Source organism: Pseudoflavonifractor sp. HCP28S3_F10, assembly GCF_052065415.1.
Taxonomy (GTDB): domain Bacteria; phylum Bacillota; class Clostridia; order Oscillospirales; family Oscillospiraceae; genus Pseudoflavonifractor_A.
Genome location: NZ_JBQHUB010000007.1, coordinates 25,640 through 43,297, shown reverse-complemented (window position 1 = coordinate 43,297; position 17,658 = coordinate 25,640). Strand labels below are relative to the sequence as shown.

Annotated in this window: 14 protein-coding genes; 9 read left to right on the top strand and 5 right to left on the bottom strand. The window is 45.4% G+C overall.

Features of this window, described 5'->3' with window-relative positions; translation table 11 throughout:
- Positions 1–6 precede the first annotated feature (6 nt).
- The 5 genes from ACTNBZ_RS04975 to ACTNBZ_RS04955 are packed head-to-tail and all read left to right on the top strand — an operon-like array spanning position 7 to position 6,850.
- Positions 7–807 (top strand): hypothetical protein, encoded by an 801-nt coding sequence (locus tag ACTNBZ_RS04975; RefSeq protein WP_441208584.1) that lies wholly within the window; start codon positions 7–9, stop codon positions 805–807.
- On the top strand, positions 804–3,971 hold the full coding sequence (locus ACTNBZ_RS04970) for a hypothetical protein (protein WP_441208583.1): 3,168 nt from the start codon (positions 804–806) through the stop codon (positions 3,969–3,971). Before ACTNBZ_RS04975 ends, ACTNBZ_RS04970 begins: the two co-directional genes overlap by 4 nt.
- A complete protein-coding gene (locus ACTNBZ_RS04965; RefSeq protein ID WP_002596273.1) occupies positions 3,958–4,623 on the top strand; it encodes a hypothetical protein in 666 nt (221 codons plus the stop codon). The genes ACTNBZ_RS04970 and ACTNBZ_RS04965 overlap by 14 nt, the downstream gene beginning before the upstream one ends.
- A gap of 44 nt (positions 4,624–4,667) precedes the next feature.
- Positions 4,668–5,339 (top strand): hypothetical protein, encoded by a 672-nt coding sequence (locus tag ACTNBZ_RS04960; protein WP_441208582.1) that lies wholly within the window; start codon positions 4,668–4,670, stop codon positions 5,337–5,339.
- A gap of 11 nt (positions 5,340–5,350) precedes the next feature.
- Positions 5,351–6,850, top strand: coding sequence for a hypothetical protein (locus tag ACTNBZ_RS04955; protein ID WP_441208581.1), 1,500 nt, complete (start codon positions 5,351–5,353; stop codon positions 6,848–6,850).
- A gap of 85 nt (positions 6,851–6,935) precedes the next feature.
- Here the strand turns inward: ACTNBZ_RS04955 and ACTNBZ_RS04950 are convergent, their stop codons facing one another.
- Genes ACTNBZ_RS04950 through dndB form a run of 5 tightly spaced genes read right to left on the bottom strand, consistent with a single transcriptional unit; the run spans position 6,936 to position 12,967 of the window.
- Positions 6,936–8,069: a cysteine desulfurase family protein gene (locus tag ACTNBZ_RS04950; RefSeq protein WP_002596276.1), complete on the bottom strand. Its 1,134-nt coding sequence runs from the start codon at positions 8,067–8,069 to the stop codon at positions 6,936–6,938.
- A complete protein-coding gene (gene dndE / locus ACTNBZ_RS04945) occupies positions 8,069–8,458 on the bottom strand; it encodes a DNA sulfur modification protein DndE (protein WP_002596277.1) in 390 nt (129 codons plus the stop codon). Before dndE ends, ACTNBZ_RS04950 begins: the two co-directional genes overlap by 1 nt.
- A 3-nt stretch (positions 8,459–8,461) precedes the next feature.
- Entirely contained in the window at positions 8,462–10,447 is a 1,986-nt protein-coding gene (gene dndD, locus ACTNBZ_RS04940; RefSeq protein WP_002596278.1) for a DNA sulfur modification protein DndD, read from the bottom strand.
- A gap of 11 nt (positions 10,448–10,458) precedes the next feature.
- Complete coding sequence (gene dndC, locus ACTNBZ_RS04935) at positions 10,459–11,931, bottom strand: DNA phosphorothioation system sulfurtransferase DndC (RefSeq protein WP_002596279.1); 1,473 nt, start codon at positions 11,929–11,931, stop codon at positions 10,459–10,461.
- A 1-nt stretch (position 11,932) separates the two neighbouring features.
- Positions 11,933–12,967: a DNA sulfur modification protein DndB gene (gene dndB / locus ACTNBZ_RS04930; protein WP_002596280.1), complete on the bottom strand. Its 1,035-nt coding sequence runs from the start codon at positions 12,965–12,967 to the stop codon at positions 11,933–11,935.
- Between the two features lie 670 nt (positions 12,968–13,637).
- Between dndB and ACTNBZ_RS04925 the strand changes: the two genes are divergently transcribed.
- The 4 genes from ACTNBZ_RS04925 (at position 13,638) to ACTNBZ_RS04910 (ending at position 17,441) form a co-directional block, all read left to right on the top strand.
- On the top strand, positions 13,638–14,060 hold the full coding sequence (locus ACTNBZ_RS04925) for an RNA polymerase sigma factor (RefSeq protein WP_441208580.1): 423 nt from the start codon (positions 13,638–13,640) through the stop codon (positions 14,058–14,060).
- 490 nt (positions 14,061–14,550) lie between these two features.
- Positions 14,551–14,781, top strand: a complete 231-nt coding sequence (locus ACTNBZ_RS04920) for a hypothetical protein (protein ID WP_002596282.1) — start codon at positions 14,551–14,553, stop codon at positions 14,779–14,781.
- Between the two features lie 84 nt (positions 14,782–14,865).
- The gene (locus tag ACTNBZ_RS04915; RefSeq protein ID WP_002596283.1) at positions 14,866–16,080 is read left to right on the top strand and encodes a tyrosine-type recombinase/integrase; all 1,215 of its coding nucleotides are present in this window, start codon (positions 14,866–14,868) and stop codon (positions 16,078–16,080) included.
- Between the two features lie 149 nt (positions 16,081–16,229).
- Positions 16,230–17,441: a tyrosine-type recombinase/integrase gene (locus ACTNBZ_RS04910; protein WP_441208579.1), complete on the top strand. Its 1,212-nt coding sequence runs from the start codon at positions 16,230–16,232 to the stop codon at positions 17,439–17,441.
- The last annotated feature ends 217 nt before the right edge of the window (positions 17,442–17,658 follow it).

Below are 17,658 nucleotides of genomic sequence, written 5' to 3'. Positions count from 1 at the left end.
ATTCGTATGTTCAAAGTCAATCCAGACGGCATGCGAATGGAGCCGACGCCGGAGCGAGTCCTCTCTGTCTGCCGATTGGTTTCCCATAAAAGCATGAGTCGCGATGAGGTTCGGCAATGCATGACATTGGGGATCAATGACGAAAAGGAAATCGACCAGATCAACAAGTCGATCAATGTAGCCCTCGAAGAACTTTCCCTGATCAAAGCTGATGCAGAAAATTTGGTTTTAGCAGTTGAACCCGGTGTAATCGCCTCACCTAAAGCTTTTCGGCGATATGTGGGTGCTCGGGTCTTCTCCGCAAAAAACACCACATTTCACATGTTCACTAAGTGGCTGATTGCTCAGAATGAGCGAATTTTTGCATTGAAATCCTGGGAAGGTATGGCCAAGACCTGTGCTTCTGAAGTGAAAGAGCTTGCTGCACTGAATGAAAACGCTGTCCTTGGATGGCGCTTTTGGGCTGCTTTTTTAGGGCTTGGCTATTTGAGCGGAACAATGATAATCCCCAATATGAAGCTCCGTTTAGAAGATATATTGGCAACTACATACACCGAGAAGTTCAAATATAATGAGACCATTCTTGCTCAGGATTTTATGCTCTGGTTGAGCACAAAATTACCAGAAGTCGAGGTCGGCAGCAAGCTCCCGTTGGCTCTCTCTGCTGGCCTCCGCACACTGCACGAAATTGGGCTTATTAAACTTGAAACATGGTCTGACTCCACTCCTGTCATGCTCTATTATGTAGACGGTGATCCCATCAACGGATTCACACACATTTCGGTGAAGGAGGCGATTAACTCATGAAATGGGAACAATATCGTTCTGTAATGGAACGGTATGCGATTAAAACAGATGATATGGCTACTGAAGATGCCTATTTCATGTCTACTCACATGCCATTCTCGTCTCTTGAACTTTTCCGTGGTGGTTACTACGAAGAGGGGAAAATGCCTGCCCCAACAAAGTTGATGAGCGAAGATGAGGTTTTCGAGCAACTGATTTATAATCCTGACAATGAACATCGCATGATTATTGTTCGAGGCAATCATGGCACCGGTAAATCTCATCTTATCCGCTATCTGAAAGGCAAGTTTGAACGGAGTCCCTCCACTGTATATAATCCAGCAACTGAGCAACTGGTTTTCCTGCGTCGTTTGAATAACTCTGTTCGCGGTGCCTTCTCTCAGTTATTGGAACAGAATGCAATTAAAGATCCAGATGTTGCAGAAAAGCTGCGTAAATTTGTGGTCTCTTCCGATTCCAAAGATGAAGGCTCTTTCAAAACAGAGATTTTGTATGCTTATATTGCTGCTGTACGAAACGATGTGTCGGGTGAAACATACAAAGCTGTCAAATGCCGTGACATTGCCAGTTATCTTGCTGACAGCCGTGTAAGTGAACATCTGCTGCGTGAAGGCGGCGCAATATCCAGATGTTATAATGTTATCACTGCCCCGAGTAACCAGATTCTTCAAGACACAACCATTTTTACAGAAGATGATTTCAATGTATCTAAAATCATCCGTGCTGTAATGAAACAGGGAGATCCCCAAGCATCCCTCTTTGCGGCCTCCTTGAAAGGCGATGAATTTGAGATTACAAAACTCATCAACTATCTCAATGGATTTACAAGAGAGGTCATTCAGCGTTGCGCAGACATTTCAAGTGAAAATGCAGAGACAATTTTTGCGCAGCTAAGACGAGATTTGAAAAAGCAAGGCAAAAATCTTACTATTTTTATTGAAGACTTCACCGGCTTTACCGGAATCGATCAGGAACTCATTACGGCGCTTTCTTATGAGCATGGCGGTGACTACGCCGATCTGTGTCGTGTTACTTCGATAATCGGTATCACCAACGACTATTATTATGCGTTTCGCGGCAATTTCAAAGACCGAGTCACGCACCAAATTGAGGTCACAGAACGCTCCTATGGAACTGACGAGTTTATCATTCAGATGGCTGGCCGGTATTTGAACGCAATTTACTGTGACCCCGCAGCACTCCATAATTGGATTGACTCTGGCGCAGATTTGAGTGAATTGCCAATCAGTGATTTCACACCTCCCTGTGAATGGGATACCACAATCATCGGCAATAAGGAGGTAACACTATATCCCTTTAACCGGCATGCACTACTGACTCTGTACGAATCTCTTGCGACGAAAAGCCCGAGAATGTTCTTAAAGAATGTTATTCGCGCTCAGTTAAAAGAATATTTTGATGGCAAGCAGTATGGGGATGGTTGGTATTTCCCGCTTAACCCCAGTAACGCTCAGATGTCCAATGACCCACACAGTTCTTCAATTGACCGTTTGGAAAGTATGGGTTCTGACGATAAGAACCGTCTGAAAGCATTGTTTGCTATTTGGGGTGACGGCTCTGCATCCGGCGTGAAAGAAACCGACGGGACACTGCGTTTTGGTGGCCTTAATCAAGCTTTCCTTGCAGATATAGGATTGACTACCTTTACTGGCATAGGCGAAATCGTGGACAAATCCACGGGAAAAACTGTATCTCCGGCTACTGCATCCGAACCGGTAAAACACAGTGAGGGCACTCCTGTTCATCAAACTACTACTCCTGAGCCTCCCAAGGCCAAGCCTCCTGTCGATGGTGCCACAAAGAATTATCGTAAGTTTAAGGATGATATCACGGCCTGGTTTACCAAGGGTGAAACATTGAAATATGATCCCGACTATCGTGGTTGGCTTCGTACTCTTGTTCGTGGAGATTCCAAACAATGTGGTGCAATCAACTGGCAGGATATTGGTATCCCGGCCTATATTGCAGAAGAGCGCCTTTCTGACCTGGGTTGCTACTATATTGACGATCAAAGTTCTCCCACAAATATTGATAGAGCCATCGTTTACATGGACAGAAGTTCCGAAAGCCGAGATGCGCTGATGGCCTTGAATGAACTGAACTACGCAAAAGGTTGGGATTTTGAGGGCGCAGCTTATTACCAGCAGAGGTTGATTACTTGGTTGGAACGCAGAAAAGCCGAAATCATCGAAAAAGTTACCGCTACTAAGCAGGGGGAAGATCCTCTCCCGGTATTGGAGTGGTGCCTTGCAATCCAATATCTTAAAGCGTGTATCTTGGGTCAAAAGGTTGATACCAGTTCTCCCTATTCAACAATCAAATCTTTGTTCAAAGATTTCAAGAAGGACGATAGCATCAAGAGAGACACCCGTGAGTGGAACGACATGATTCAGTTCGTTCTTAACCGTAAAGCTGACTTTGATAGTGCCTTGACCTTCTTAAAACAAGCTTCGGCAACCACAATGGGCGCAATCCATTTTTCAGTCGATCCCAACGCAAAATCCTGTTATAGAACAGACGAGCTGGTACTGGCCGCTGAAAAGCTTGTGGCTGCCGACTGGGATATTGAAGCAATATTGCCTAGTAACATCCCGCAGAAGCACCTTCTCTATAATCCTGCTACGTTGTTGAAAGCACTCTATCCAAGCGTTAGAAAGGCTATGGACGCGGATACTCAAGAAGCGGCAAAGGTGGTAGGAAAACTCAAAGATTACATTGGTGAACTCACACAGAACAACCTCATTGGGTCTCTGGCTGCTATTCAAGACCTGTTTTCTGTATTTTCTGCGAATGGAATCATAGGAAGTACAGAGCTTAGAGTCAAGTATGAACGGCCTCCCATTGAAACAGCCAAAACTGTAATGGGGCATATCAAGCTGATTAAGGATGCGGCCTCTGTACAAGCAGTAAGGCAGCTGACAGCATACTCTGGTAACTCCCTGCATGTGCTGTATGATTTTCTCCGAGACATTCAGACGATTGCCCAAAAGGCTGACCAGGAAGGTGCGAAGGCCCAAAAAGACATAGCTGCTACTGGCGGTTTTGCTGGTACAGAAGCATTGTCTGAAGCTGCCTTGTCCTCTATGGAGGAACTCTACGCTCAGCTCGAGAATATGGAGGTGTACAAAAATGCTGCTAACTGAGACAATCAAAAACTGCACCTCCGCTATCAAAAAACGCCGAGTAACAATCGAAAGCAAGCAGCATGCTGAAACTTACGCAAAAGCGTTGGCACAGCTTGCCCAGGCCACCGCGAGTATTAAAGAGACCATTGATTGTGCTACTGCCATGAAAGAAAAAGGAATTGTCAGCACTTCACTTATGGATGAACCTACTCGCAACGAACTGCTGGCTTGCATCGACGATTGCGGCAACGGCGTCTCTGAAATGCGGCTGACCTTGGAAACGGTTAGGTTGCTGAAATCCAAGGGAGATGCTATTGCAGCACAAATTAAAATCGTATGGCGCGATGCTGCCCAGAAATATTCTGATGGTCCAAAGGGCTATTTGTCTATGATTGGGGGTCTATCAAATGACCCCAAACGGGCAAAGGATTTGACAGACAGCATAACTCAAACAGTTGCTGGAAATCCATCCATCAAAGCAGTAAACAGCCTGGTTTCCTATGTGGCGGAAGCAAAGCAAATTACCGATCAATTTTCTTTGAACCCCGAAATCGAAAACTTCTTAAAGAAGGTCTCTTCTCAGCGAGCTACGGTATTGGATTTGACCCCCAATATTATGACATGGCTCAAGGAAAAGAATCTCACAGGCAAGTTGAAGATTAGATTCTAATAAAGGGGTGACATCAAAGACTGATTAAGGAAAGCGGTGCGGATATGTTTTATGAACCCAAAACACTCATCATTGTCTATAAAGATGAGATGCTTGCAAATCAAATGAAAAAGCTTATCGAAACTAAAGATGACACAGACGGATCTATAACCGGAACAAGGGACAATAGCATCAATGTAGTAACCTGGACAGAAAAAGTGTGGCTTGCCAATAAGAAGGCTGGAAACATTACATCCAAGGTTTTGTTTCTGGGGAATATAAAAGGTGTTGATGCACTGATTCCTGTCCTTGATATCAAGTTTGAAAGACATGGTGTTCGTTATGGATGGGCCGGAAATCAAGCTGTCATATATGTAAGGCCCAGCGAAATTAAATCCATCGAGAGCTACTATGCCTTTCACACGGAATTAGAATCTCTGCCTGCACCTCAGATGGTAAAAGATGCTGTCAAGCCTAAGTCCTCTCCCACAAGAAATGAGGAATCTGAGGTAGAGACCATATCCACAAATGAAGCAAAAGGATTTGTTGCCAAAAGCAAGGGCTTGCTTAAAAAGACCGGAGAATCCATTGGTGGAGCTGTTACGGATTTAAGAGAAAAAGCCTTCGTTTTCTCCGAGGAAAATTTCAAAAGCAAGAAAGCAATGGAGCGGCAGATGTTGTTTTTCGGAGTGATCCATCTGTACAACGAAGGACTTGAGACGTTCGTCAATTCATAAGGGTGATCTATATGGTTGAATTCCAAGACGTAAAATACGGCTGGGACTTTATGGCCAAGCTTATGGGTGCAGACCTTGCTGGGCAAAGGGCATTTGCTGATTTTACTGCTGCATCTGCGCAAAACCAACAGATTGCCGCTCAAAACCAACAAATACAAGCGATAAATGACGCCATTGATGAATTAGCAAGAAGCATTAACGAGCATCCGCATTTGAACTTAGGAGTGGAACAATTTAAGGGATATGTAGCAGAAGAGTTTCATACGGGAACTTTCAACCTGGAGGCTATCCGGCAAGGCTCTGCGCACAGAGCTACTACGCGCCATGAATACGGGTATGGCAGTGTTGATATAGATACCAACTTCGGTAAACAGTATAGCTTAAAATATTCCAACACCGCTAAAGACGCAGAAGCATTCCAGGCGGTATTGGATCGAGAAACGAGACTTCCCAAATATCATGGACAGGAACGCTTAATTGCTTCAGAGCAACTTCAGGATGCAAAAGCCTGGGCCACGAGACGAGCTGGGAAGGATGTACTTACTCGTGAAGATGTCTCGGCATCGCACACCGAAACAGGCGAACACTTGGTGAGTAGGATTTCTGATGGTGATGGCGTTGAATCTTACGACCTAACAATTCAAGAATCCAAAGCCATTGCGCGTGAAGCAAAAAAAGGCGGTTTTGACCCGGAAAAGCATGGTATCTCCAAAGGAACCCCACTTGCAGAGGTACAAATTGCATACCTGAATCAAGCACTTAAAGCGGGGCTGACCGCCGCAACGATTACTGCAATAACCCAATTAGTTCCCGAGTTATATAAGGCAATCGACTATCTCATCAAACACGGTGAGATAGACATGAGTCAAATCAAACAGTCTGGGAAAAAGGTTATTTCTATAAGCGGTGAGGCGTTTCTGCGGGGATCTATCGCTTACGGTGTCCAAATGGCCCTTCAGCATGGCATGTTTGGCGAGATGCTGAAAAATGCGAACCCAACACTTGTTGGTGTGGTCGTTACGGTTGTAATTGGGACAATTAAGGATAGCATAATGGTTGCTGCGGGAAAAATGTCTGCAACGGAAATGGGAATGAACTTCGTGGATACATTAGTTGTATCTTCGGGTTATGTAGTTTCTATGAAAGTTGGCGGGCTTATTGCACAAGCACTTTGTCCCCAGCTTCCGGGAATCGGTTATGCAATCGGTAGTCTGTTAGGGTGTTCCTTGGCTGTTGTATATAATATAGGAAAAAACAAATTCATATCTTTTTGTATTAATACAGGGTTTACCTGCTTTGGCCTTGTAGAGCAGAATTATGAATTACCAGAGGCTGTTCTAAAAGAGATGGGTGTTGAAACGGTCCCTATTAACAGAGCAGAAGTAGGTACAGCGGCCATAGATCGTACACAGCCAACAGCAAATATTAAGCGTTCGACATACGAGACTATCGACATCACGGTATTGCGCCGTGGTATAATTGGCGTGAATAAAATCGGTTATATTCTCTAACAATGATACAAGATATCCACGTTAAGTGAACATACTGCTACATAAAAGGCTCTCGATTAGAAACCCAATCGAGAGCCTTTTAGCCTTATTCAGCCATAGATTTCACATAGTTCGTCAGGGCTGAGAAATCAACCTTCGTATCATGGTTCCAAGAAAGGCGGATAGCCTCACTCACTCGTGCTTCATCCAGCCCCATAGCTGTTAATACATAACTTGGGGCGTGGCTGCCAGAGTTACAGGCTGAACCATTGGAGAACGCATAATCCTCCTTTACAGCAAGAAAGATACCCTCTGCATCAACACCGTGGAAACTAATGTTTACAGTGGACGGCAGGCAGTGTTCTTGGTCTCCATTCAAAGTATAGTTCAGACCTTCCACAGCCTCCAGGAATCTTCGCTTAATCGCTCTACAGCTTTCCATGTGGACAGCGGATTCCTTGTCGCTTAGCTGAGCTGCGAGAGCGAAGCCTGCAACCAAAGCCACCGGTGTAGTTCCCGGACGGTATCCGCGTTCCTGCTGACCGCCATACATGAGCGGTTTGACGGGAGGCCGTCTATATGTACGGTCGCGCCGCATAATAAATGCGCCAATCCCCTGGGGACCGCTGATCTTATGGGCGGTGATACTAAGCATATTGTATTTGGTATTTCGTAAGCTATCATTCAGCTTACCAAAACCTTGTGTGGCATCAACGTGAAAGTATGTCTTAGTTCCTGCTAATGCTGCACCGACCTCTTCAATAGGCTGTATCACGCCAGTTTCGCTGTTGACCTGCATCATAGAAACAAGCAGAGTTTTGTCCGTGACGAGGCTGAGAATCTGCTCCGGTTTGATTCGGCCAGACGCATCAGGAGAAACAAAATCCACGACACAACCTTTTTCTTGCAGGTGCTTCATCGCTTCCAAAACAGACTTGTGCTCGATGGCTGTGGTAATGAAGTGATTGCGGCCACTTTCAAGAGCATAGTCGAGCAATCCGAGAATCGCCATGTTATTACTCTCGGTGGAACCACTGGTAAAGAAAACGTCTGTACTGTCCACAGACAGGATCTCCGCAATGGATTTTCTTGCAGAGGAAACAATTTCTTTGGCGTCAGTACCAAAAATGTGAGTTCTACTGTCTGCGTTGCCATAATGACAGCGATACACATCAATCATCTTCTCCAGAACTCTTTTGTCTATTGGAGCAGAAGCGTTGTAGTCAAGATAAACAGCCATTATGCTTCCTCCTTTGGAAGAGCAGATTTGAGTAGATCGGAGCAATTTTTCAGAACATCTCTTGTGCTGTAATGGTTGATACCTCTGTTCAAATGTAGCCTAAAATACTTTGCGAGGGTTTTTTCATCATCGCCAAGCCCATCGTTAATGCAACGTTGGCGGATAACGGCTTCGTAGATTTCGGAATACTCACCAGCGAAGGTAGACCAATCCATTTCTACATTACTGTCGGATAAAGGATCGACACCACCAGGGACAGACGGTTCAGCCAATGACCAGCAAAGCGCCCACCGGCAAAGAACATTCCAGTTCTGAACTCCAGTTTTGGCTTTTATGCGAATAAGCCTGTCCTTTTCGGGCTGTGATAATTTGAAATGCTTTACAATCATAAATTACACCTCCCCAAAATAGCCGTGAACAATCGAGGTACACTGTTCCTCTTCACGGTAGAGGAGTGTATAATAATCGACCACATTATCTCGGACGAGATCGAGGTAGCGACCATAAACTTCTTCATCCGTAGACAAAACCATTACCTGAGAGCTTGCTGCTGGCAGGTATTTGGTTACAAAGTTGGCTCTGTGGGAAGAGTCCAAACGGGCCATAGGGGTGTCGATGATAACCGGGGCTTTGTAGCCGGAGGTTAGAGCCAATGCCCACACAATGGCAACTGCAAACATCTGCTGTTCTCCGGCAGAGAGCTGGCTCTTTAGAAGCTCATTACCATCCAGATCAAGAATGGTGACATCCAAGGTGCTGGGGTCTATCTTGATCTCACTTACCAGAGAATCCTTTTCGACAAGTTCAAGGAAACATCTTGTTGCTGTGCTGGATAACTTTTCGACTTTCTCACGTTGCAAGCGTACCTTAAACTCACGAAGAACCTCGATGGACATTGCTGCATACTTTACAATACGGGCGTTGTCATCATTTGCGTGTTCCTTTTCAGCAATAGCTTTGATTAGCTGAATACGCTTCGATACGAGTAGTTCTCTCTGCCGTTTTAAGCTCTCAATGGACTCTAGTTGGCGTTTATACTCGGTATCTGCAAGATTTTTTTCTGCTTCGATAGATTTCAGGGCGTCATAAAGCTGCATAGCCAAGGTCTTTTCATCCGCAGCCCCCAGGTGTGCATCAAGGCTCATTAGTTCGCTCTCTTGAGCGTCCACACGATTTACGAGCGTATCAATCCGCTGTGTGATATTTTGAAACACTTCTGTGATTAGTCTCTTATAGAGCATCATGCTGGTGGCGGACATGTTTTTTACAGTTTCCTCTGTCGCACTCTTGGGAATATGCCCAACTAGAACTTCATTAACGATATTTTGTACCGTTCTGAGATCTGACGGATTGAGGCCACAGGCAGCAAGCCTTTCAAGAATTTTCTGATGCAGCTCCACAATAATTCTATCTGAATAGAGTTTCGCTTCAGTTTGCTGGGATGAAAGCTCGTTTTCATAAGACTGCGTAACTAAGCTGCGGCACATAAAAAGAGGTGTAGACGCATCCACAGTTAGTTGCATAATTTCTTCTTGAACCCTCTCAACTTCAGAAGAAATTTTTTGCATCTCAGCCTTGATTGAATCACGGTTCCGGCTTAGATCTCCACCGGAAGACCAGAACTCCTTTTCTTTAGCTTCATACGCAGCGGCCAGAGTTTCGCACCTGCGTTCTAGCGCATTTGCTTGTTTGGTGGATTCCGCGAGACGGAGATCAATATCGGTAATTTGGCGTTCGACATCTTGATAGCCTACGTTCTCTTCGCTGCTCTCAAAAGCAGCAAGAGCCTTTTTTTTGCGGCGAATTACCTCGTCCGTATGGTCGATAGCTTTTTCAATAGAAGAGACACCAATTGCAGATTTTATAGAACTTTTGATCTGTTCAAAGGATGTATCATCAGCAAGCTGCGTAATTTTCTCGTTGTTAAAAAAGAAGAAGCGAGCAATACCAAAAGGCAAGATTTCTTCAATGTAATAACTCCAACTCTCACCCAGGTATTTGTCCACCACACCATCTTTTTCAACGATAATCTGCTGATCCGCTTTTTTGCCTTTCGCAGTCCATGACCGTTTAACCCGTAGGGATGTTCCGTCATCTAAGCACAAAGAGACTGCAACATAAGTTTCGTCATCGGTGGCGTGTTTATTGATATGGTCAATTAGCATTTTGTCATATGACCTGGCTTTTTCCTGAATGTATTTCAATGCCTGTTTGCCATAAAGAGCAATCAAAATGCTGTCATGAAATGTGGTTTTGCCTCTACCGTTCAGACCACCAACCAAAGTAATATTGCGATCACCGATTTGATCTGTAAGACACATCTCGTGAGTGCCTTTGTATATACCGAAATTATGAAGCTCCACTTTAGTAAAATACATGCTCACTCACCTCAATCCACGAAATCTTCCGGGCTTGCCTCATCCGTAATGCCAGAGATTCTATGAGCACGCGCAGCTGCGATAGCTTCGGCGTCAGCCTCGTTACGATAGAATGCCTTCTTGATTTCTTTTTCAAAATTTAGAATAACATTGCGCTTGTTTGATATAGCAGCAGCCTTGGCCTCTGTGTCCAGCAGTGCCCGCTGCATTTCAGCTAATAGCTGTTCTTCTGGATACATTTCAGCGCACACTTTTTTGAGTAGTTCGGCTTCCGGCGCACCAAAGTATTTGTTCTTACTAATGACACCATCAGAGTATTTCTTTCCAGTGACTTCTTCGTAAATCCTGGGCAGAGAATCGTCAAATTCATGAAACTCATCAAGCCAAATCTGCCGAATGAACTTGAGTTCTTCCATCGTAATCAATGGAACATTCTTAATTTCATCTGGTCCGATCTCATGTACAAGAAGTTCAACTTCCAGCAATCTGCGCAGAAAATACTCTCGGGTTTCTTTTGTATAAGGGCCGTGAACAAGACGATTGTTATGCCATTGTAAGTGACCATCCCGCTTGCGAAAATCGCGACGGTCACGGTCTGTCTGCCAATCACCGTGTCCAGCAATATCGTTTCGGAACTCAAGCATAGGAAGCATCCACGCTTTTTCTTCGTCGTTCTGAATCATTGCAGCCATTGACTTGTCCTCAGTGACCATCGTGCATACCCAACACCCGAAACGACTGTTGCCGCAACTGGGAGTAGAGGAGTCAATTACGAGAGGACATTCTCCGTCTGCGGAAGCGCCGCTATACATGGCCAGGAGGTCTTTATTGGAGTGCCCCCAAGGATTCGGGACCTGGACGAGATATTGCCAGACATTGTCGTTCAGCCAGTTTTCAATAGGTGTGAAAACATAGGAGTTTGGGAAAGAACCATTTGGGCTGAGATGTGCCCTGTAGCGTTTTTTCTCGTATCCTTCCAGAACAGCTTTGCGGACAGCACTCTCTGCTTTGCGAGAGCCAAGAACCATTATGGCCTCGCTTTCAGCATCAAGTATGCTCTTAATAAAACGATTCGAGGCGTCAATTTTCATTCTATCAGTACACCAACGAAAGTCTCGACGAGGGTAGGGGTATCCGCGTCCAATCAAATTAACCCAAAATGTATTTGTGGTCGCTGGAGTCAGTCTGTGGGGAACAATGGGCAGTCCCTGTTCTTTTGCAGTTTTCTCCATCTTTTTGAGCGATTCCGTTGCCCAAATCGCCACTACAGGAGACTCAACTAAAGTATCTGTACTAATAACATGCACAGTTTTTTTGAGCTTCTCTTTGGGTAGTTCCTGGAGCGCATACCAAACAAGCTGAACAACGGCAGTAGAATCTTTACCACCACTGTAACCACAAATCCAAGGAATCATATCTTCAAGATACAGCTCCTTAATGATCTCTATCACTGACCTTATATCTTCTTTTGTCAGATTAGCCATTTTACATACCTACCGTTTCGAGTAATACATTTTTCATATAACAGGACATTGCTCGTTGCGTTGATCTGTTGGCAGCTACTTTGCCATTGACAAACACAAGATTTTCCCATGCAGGATTTGTTTTTCTCCAATCTATGGAATCGAGATTTTTTAGATGATTTTCCCATTTGCCCGGGTCTATTTGAACAAGTGCATTTCCTGCAAAACCCAACGCAACGAGCGTAAGACTAAGTGAACAAATATAATCTTTACGAACATCGGAGGACTTTAATTCACCAGATCGGACCTTCAACCACTCGGGAATATGTTTTCCAACGGAGTCCCAATATCTTTCCGCAAGAGTAATTTTCTCTTGCAGAGGGAGGTCAATCCCGTTGAGCAATTCATTGGTTGCCGTACAGATAGCACTCAGAGTGAATAGGGCCTTGGAGCGATTCGAGATTGCAGTTCGCTCCTTTTCAACAAGCCCTTTGAATACGCCAACCTCCTCAATTACTTTCTTGGCAACTATGGATGATTCTTCCCGTGAATTGAAGAGAATGTTGATTGATCTTGTAGGCTTAATTGCATACCTGTTCAAATCCGAAAACATTTGTTGAGAACGAGCCAAACCTTCATCACGATAGAACACAACAGAGATATGTTCATTCTTCAACGAGGGGTTCATTTTAAGTGCTTCCGCTATGGCTGCACGCCGGTGTTGACCATCGTTTATCAAAAATCTGGACGTCATAGAAATGCTAATTGTGCCTACCTGCGGTGTGACATCAGATACCGATTGAAAATCCATGCTTCCGTCTACTGACACAGTTAATGCAGAGAACACATAGCTGTCTGGGTTGGATAAAATATAATCTCTAATTTCTGGAATCCGAGTCTTATTCAATATACGCTGCGATCTGACCTCGGGGGGAAGTTCCTCGTCTGCAAATTGAAAGATTCTTGCAATCACTTCTAAGGGCACCATTGAGACATAGTATTCCCTCTGCGCTTGAATCCCTCGTACAGCTGGAAAGACAAAAGCGGCACTACGCATACCGATGGTTCCTTTCTATTTTGGTGTCTGTCTAAAGCACGATATTCTCATTATACACTGTGGCGGAAGTCTTGTAAACGGTGATTGGATATCTTTTGTTTGTCTTGTTGGAACAAACAACCACAAACAAAATGTTGTTGCCTTTGGAGCAACAAAAAAGCGTTCAAAGAACGCGCAGCCGCAGAATAGAATTCTGCGTTCAAGGGGGATTGGGGGCATAGTCCCCAACAAGCAGCATGTGGCATTTGGATAGCCACATGCATTGCTTGCCTCTTTTCCCGCAGGAAATAACGAACTTGATCGGTTGCACAAACCGACAATAATTGTGCGAGAACTTTGATAATATGTAATTAGTACAATTGTTTTGGAATGTTTAAGACAATATTCGGGAATTCTGCTTGTTATTAGAGGGGGATGTTTAAGATACTGGATAAATTGATTCAAACATCAAAAAAAGTCGAATAAAATCCCCTATACCGTTTTCAAATTGTTGCGAAAAATGTTGCAATTTAGATGATTGCGCCTGTATGACTTCATGTCATACAGGCGCTTTTCTGTTTCTACGGAGGAATAAGAGGCCGTCTTGTCCCGAAGTCATTCCACAATGCCGCTCGCCCCCCGTTTCAGTTCACTCGTCAACTGGACCTGTGAATCGAAATGGAGGTACATAATGCCGAAAATCAATCTTCGAGAACTGTATCCTGATATTTATAAAACGGACACTTATCTAGAAGTTACCGATGAAGTGCAAGCTGTGTTCCTGGCAGACAAACGAGCGGAAGCGCGCTACCTGCGCCAGATGTATAACTATAAAGCGCACTACTCCCTGGACTGTGACAACGGCATTGAAAAGGCTATTGTGCAGCACCCGCTCACCCCAGAAGAAATTCTGGAGGACAAGCAGCTCCGCGATCAGCTTTGCGCTGCGGTGATGGAGCTGCCGGACAAGCAGGCAAAGTGGATCTACGCTCGGTTTTACCTGGGTATGACCGTCAAAGAAATTGCCCTGGCCGAAAGTATTGATCCGAGCTGGGTATATAAGAGCATTAAGCGCGGCTTAAAGCGTCTGGCAAAAAAAATTGAGAAAGTTTAATTTACATGGCCAAAAAAACGCCGTTTTCTTCACTACTATTAGAAGGACAATCCTCACCTTCATTGGTACATTGACAACCGAATAGACGGCATTTCTGGTACATAACCCATGTACGAGCGAATCAGGTGCGCCGCCAAGATGGACAAGCCCAGGAGGTGATGAGCGGGCTGTCCAGAGCGATCAACGCAAACCTGAGACCCGAAGGTGGCACTTCGGGGGCGCGGTGACTGCGTGGGGGCTTAAAGATACTTCCTCACGGCCCGCCAAAGACTTGGGGGGAACCCTGCGGCGCACGAGTAAAACGACGCTGCGGAGTTATGACAGCCGCGCCAGCGGAGACCGGAAATGTCCCCATCGTCAGGGGTGCGTGGCAAATATGGCGAGCAGATTTTTCAAAGTCAGATACCATGTGCTGGCAGTTTCGGCTGCCAGCGCATTCATGTGATTTTGAAAGCCACAACCACATCCTTGAAAGAAAGGGGGAACATTTATGGAAAAATTGATTTCTCGAAAAGAGGCTGCCAAATTGCTGGGGATCAGCATTGCAACTTTGGATGCAGCGCGCAACAGCGGGCTGATTTCCTATGTTCAGTATGTGCAGAACGGCTGTGTGTATTTTACAGATGCGGGCCTCCAGGAGTATATCGCAAAATGCACCCATCGTGCAAAGCCGGTGGAAAAAAGCATTACATATCGCAAGCCGCGAAGCGCACGAGTTTGAGCAATTCCGTATCCTTGCTGGAACCTACGATGTCTGATAAAACAAAAGTACAGCGCTGGAGATTATGCTTAGGAGGTGACGGAATTGGCCAAAAGGCAAATCATAATTCCTCAATATGGCACTGTCATGAAAAAGGGTGTGCTGTATTATAGAACCAGAATCAAAGATGCAAATGGAAAGCTCATAGCTCTTTACGCGAAAACCCCTGAAGAACTTTACAACAGAGAAACGCTTGCGTTGGAGCAGATTGAAAATGCTACTTTCCATCGGAAAACGCCCACGGTTGCCGAGTATTGTGAAAAGTGGCTACTGATGCAATCGGTCAATGTACGAGCAACTACCTTGACGGACTATACCTCAAAGGTCAGGCGGCATATCATTGAAGAATTGGGAGATAAGCGGATGGGAGAAGTCAGCCTGGATGATATTCAGCTTGCCCTCGTTCCCGTTTCTAAGAAATCTGCATCGGTTTACAAGTCCGTGGTGATTCTTTATAAGTCTATCTTTCGTGCAGCAACGGAAAGCAGGATCATTGACCATAACCCGACAATTCATCTAACGGCAAGAGGGGGCGGCGTTCCCCAGGAGGATCGGCAGGCTTTAACAGACGAACAGGTTGAACGCCTTTTAGACGCTATCCGAGGTTTGCCGCCTTATGTATTTGTTATGATTGGCTTGTATGCGGGTCTGCGCCGGGAAGAAATTCTTGCACTGCAATGGGATTCTGTATATCTGGATACGGATACTCCATATCTGACTGTAAGGCGAGCATGGCACACAGAGCATAACAGGCCGGTCATCCTGAATGAATTGAAAACAAAAGCTGCGGCGAGAAATATCCCGCTGCCTGATTGTCTGGCAGAGTGCTTGAAAGCGGCAAAAGCAACCTCGACTTCGGAATATGTGGTTGCAAATCGGGATGGTGAGCCGCTGTCTTACACGCAGTTTAAGCGGCTCTGGCAGTATATTGTTACCAGAACCGTTAAGGAACGGTCGTATTATCGGTACAAAGATGGAAAGCGTGTAAAACATACGGTAACGCCTGTTCTTGGAGAAAAGGCGGCCCATAATGGCAATGTAGTTTACAGCTTGGATTTTGAAGTTACACCACATCAGCTGCGGCATACCTACATTACCAATCTCATTCATGCGTCGGTAGATCCCAAAACAGTTCAATACCTGGCTGGCCATGAAAGCAGCAAGGTTACCATGGACATCTATGCAAAGGTCAAATACAACAGGCCAGACGAGCTGGTGAGGTCAATGAGCAGCGCATTTGCAAGCTGGGAAGCAGTATAAGAATAAAATCAGGAAGTGAAACAGGAGCGAGGCAAGGATGTCTCGCTCCTTGTTTTGCATAGGCCGTATCTTTGATTGAATTAGGACTTTCTGATAAAAAGAGAGTGTAGATACGGAGACTGCTCATTATCAGGAAAGGAAGATCGGAGATGGCAAAAAGGAAACCGGAGATCCCGAAGTACGGGACCATTTCATTAAAAGGAATCCAGTATTACAGAACCCGCATTATGGATGCAGATGGCAAGCAGGTGAGTTTGTATGCCACCACTTGCGAGGAATTATATGAGAAGGAATTAGAGGCGCGACGGCAGGTAGAGGAAATCATCTTTCATCGTCAGCACCCGACGGTGGCAGAGTATTGCGAGAAGTGGTTGCTGATGCAGTCGGCAAAGGTTTCTGCCTCTACGCTCAGAGGTTATACGAGAGACATGAAAAACTATATCATCAAACCCTTGGGCGAGATGTATATGGAGGAAGTCACTTCTGATGATATTCGTTTGGCGCTTGTCCCGCTGTCAAAAAAATCAAAGGGATTGTATAATAAGGTAAATATGCTCTTAAAATGTGTTTTTTACACGGCAGAGCGGAGCCAAATTCTCGAACACAATCCCTGTGAGGGAATATCGGGCAAGGGCGGAAAGCCAGCAAAAAAGAGGGAGGCATTGACAGATCAACAGGTAGCCGTGCTTTTGGATACGGTCAAAGGGCTTCCCCCCTACCTGTTCATTATGCTTGGATTGTATTCCGGTCTGCGCCGGGAAGAAATCCTCGCGCTCCAATGGGACTGTGTATTTCTGGACGATCCGACACCCTATCTATCGGTAAGACGAGCATGGCGTACAGACCACAACAGGCCCGTGATTTCTACGGTGCTAAAGAGTAAAGCGGCCAAAAGGGATATTCCGATCCCCAAGTGTCTGGTGGATTGTCTGCGGGAAGCCAAGGAAATTTCCCATTCGGACTATGTGATTGCAGACAGCAACGGAGAGCCGCTGGCTGCGTCACAGTTTCAAAGGCTATGGAAGTATGTAGTAGTTCGGTCCACCAAGCCTCGCAACTACTATAAGTATGTGAATGGGCATAGCATCAAATACACAGTTACCCCAACGCTGGGTATGACACAGAAAAATCAACCTAAAATCAGATATACGCTGGACTTTGATGTGACCCCGCATCAGCTGCGACACACTTACATTACCAACCTGCTCTATGGTGGTGTTGATCCCAAAACGGTTCAGTACCTTGCAGGACATGAAAACAGCAAGACAACTATGGACATCTACGCAAAGGTGAAATACAATAAACCAGAGGAGCTGTTCGGGGTGGTAAATGGTGCTTTCCATCAGGCTCCGGCTCAATGAGAACACCCCGTTTTTTGTGGTTACCACATAGGATAACCGAAAGACAGAAAGCCGGAAAAGCCCGGAATATCAAGGGAAATCGGCACATGGACTATTTTAGTACGGCCTCAAGGCCGCCCGTCGTGCTCCCCAGTTCTCCAAGCGCTGATTTTATCTCTGCGATCTTTCAGGAACGCTGTCCGGTCCGGGCGGCGTTCCTTTTTTTGGTCCGGCCACG

What these genes read in the sequence shown, in the direction of transcription:
- dndB (WP_002596280.1), bottom strand. Translation starts at nt 12,967, where the DNA reads ATGCGTAGTGCCGCTTTTGTCTTTCCAGCTGTACGAGGGATTCAAGCG.
- dndC (WP_002596279.1), bottom strand. Translation starts at nt 11,931, where the DNA reads ATGGCTAATCTGACAAAAGAAGATATAAGGTCAGTGATAGAGATCATT.
- dndD (WP_002596278.1), bottom strand. Translation starts at nt 10,447, where the DNA reads ATGTATTTTACTAAAGTGGAGCTTCATAATTTCGGTATATACAAAGGC.
- dndE (WP_002596277.1), bottom strand. Translation starts at nt 8,458, where the DNA reads ATGATTGTAAAGCATTTCAAATTATCACAGCCCGAAAAGGACAGGCTT.
- ACTNBZ_RS04925 (WP_441208580.1), top strand. Translation starts at nt 13,638, where the DNA reads ATGCCGAAAATCAATCTTCGAGAACTGTATCCTGATATTTATAAAACG.
- ACTNBZ_RS04920 (WP_002596282.1), top strand. Translation starts at nt 14,551, where the DNA reads ATGGAAAAATTGATTTCTCGAAAAGAGGCTGCCAAATTGCTGGGGATC.
- ACTNBZ_RS04970 (WP_441208583.1), top strand. Translation starts at nt 804, where the DNA reads ATGAAATGGGAACAATATCGTTCTGTAATGGAACGGTATGCGATTAAA.
- ACTNBZ_RS04950 (WP_002596276.1), bottom strand. Translation starts at nt 8,069, where the DNA reads ATGGCTGTTTATCTTGACTACAACGCTTCTGCTCCAATAGACAAAAGA.
- ACTNBZ_RS04910 (WP_441208579.1), top strand. Translation starts at nt 16,230, where the DNA reads ATGGCAAAAAGGAAACCGGAGATCCCGAAGTACGGGACCATTTCATTA.
- ACTNBZ_RS04975 (WP_441208584.1), top strand. Translation starts at nt 7, where the DNA reads ATGTTCAAAGTCAATCCAGACGGCATGCGAATGGAGCCGACGCCGGAG.
- ACTNBZ_RS04955 (WP_441208581.1), top strand. Translation starts at nt 5,351, where the DNA reads ATGGTTGAATTCCAAGACGTAAAATACGGCTGGGACTTTATGGCCAAG.
- ACTNBZ_RS04965 (WP_002596273.1), top strand. Translation starts at nt 3,958, where the DNA reads ATGCTGCTAACTGAGACAATCAAAAACTGCACCTCCGCTATCAAAAAA.
- ACTNBZ_RS04960 (WP_441208582.1), top strand. Translation starts at nt 4,668, where the DNA reads ATGTTTTATGAACCCAAAACACTCATCATTGTCTATAAAGATGAGATG.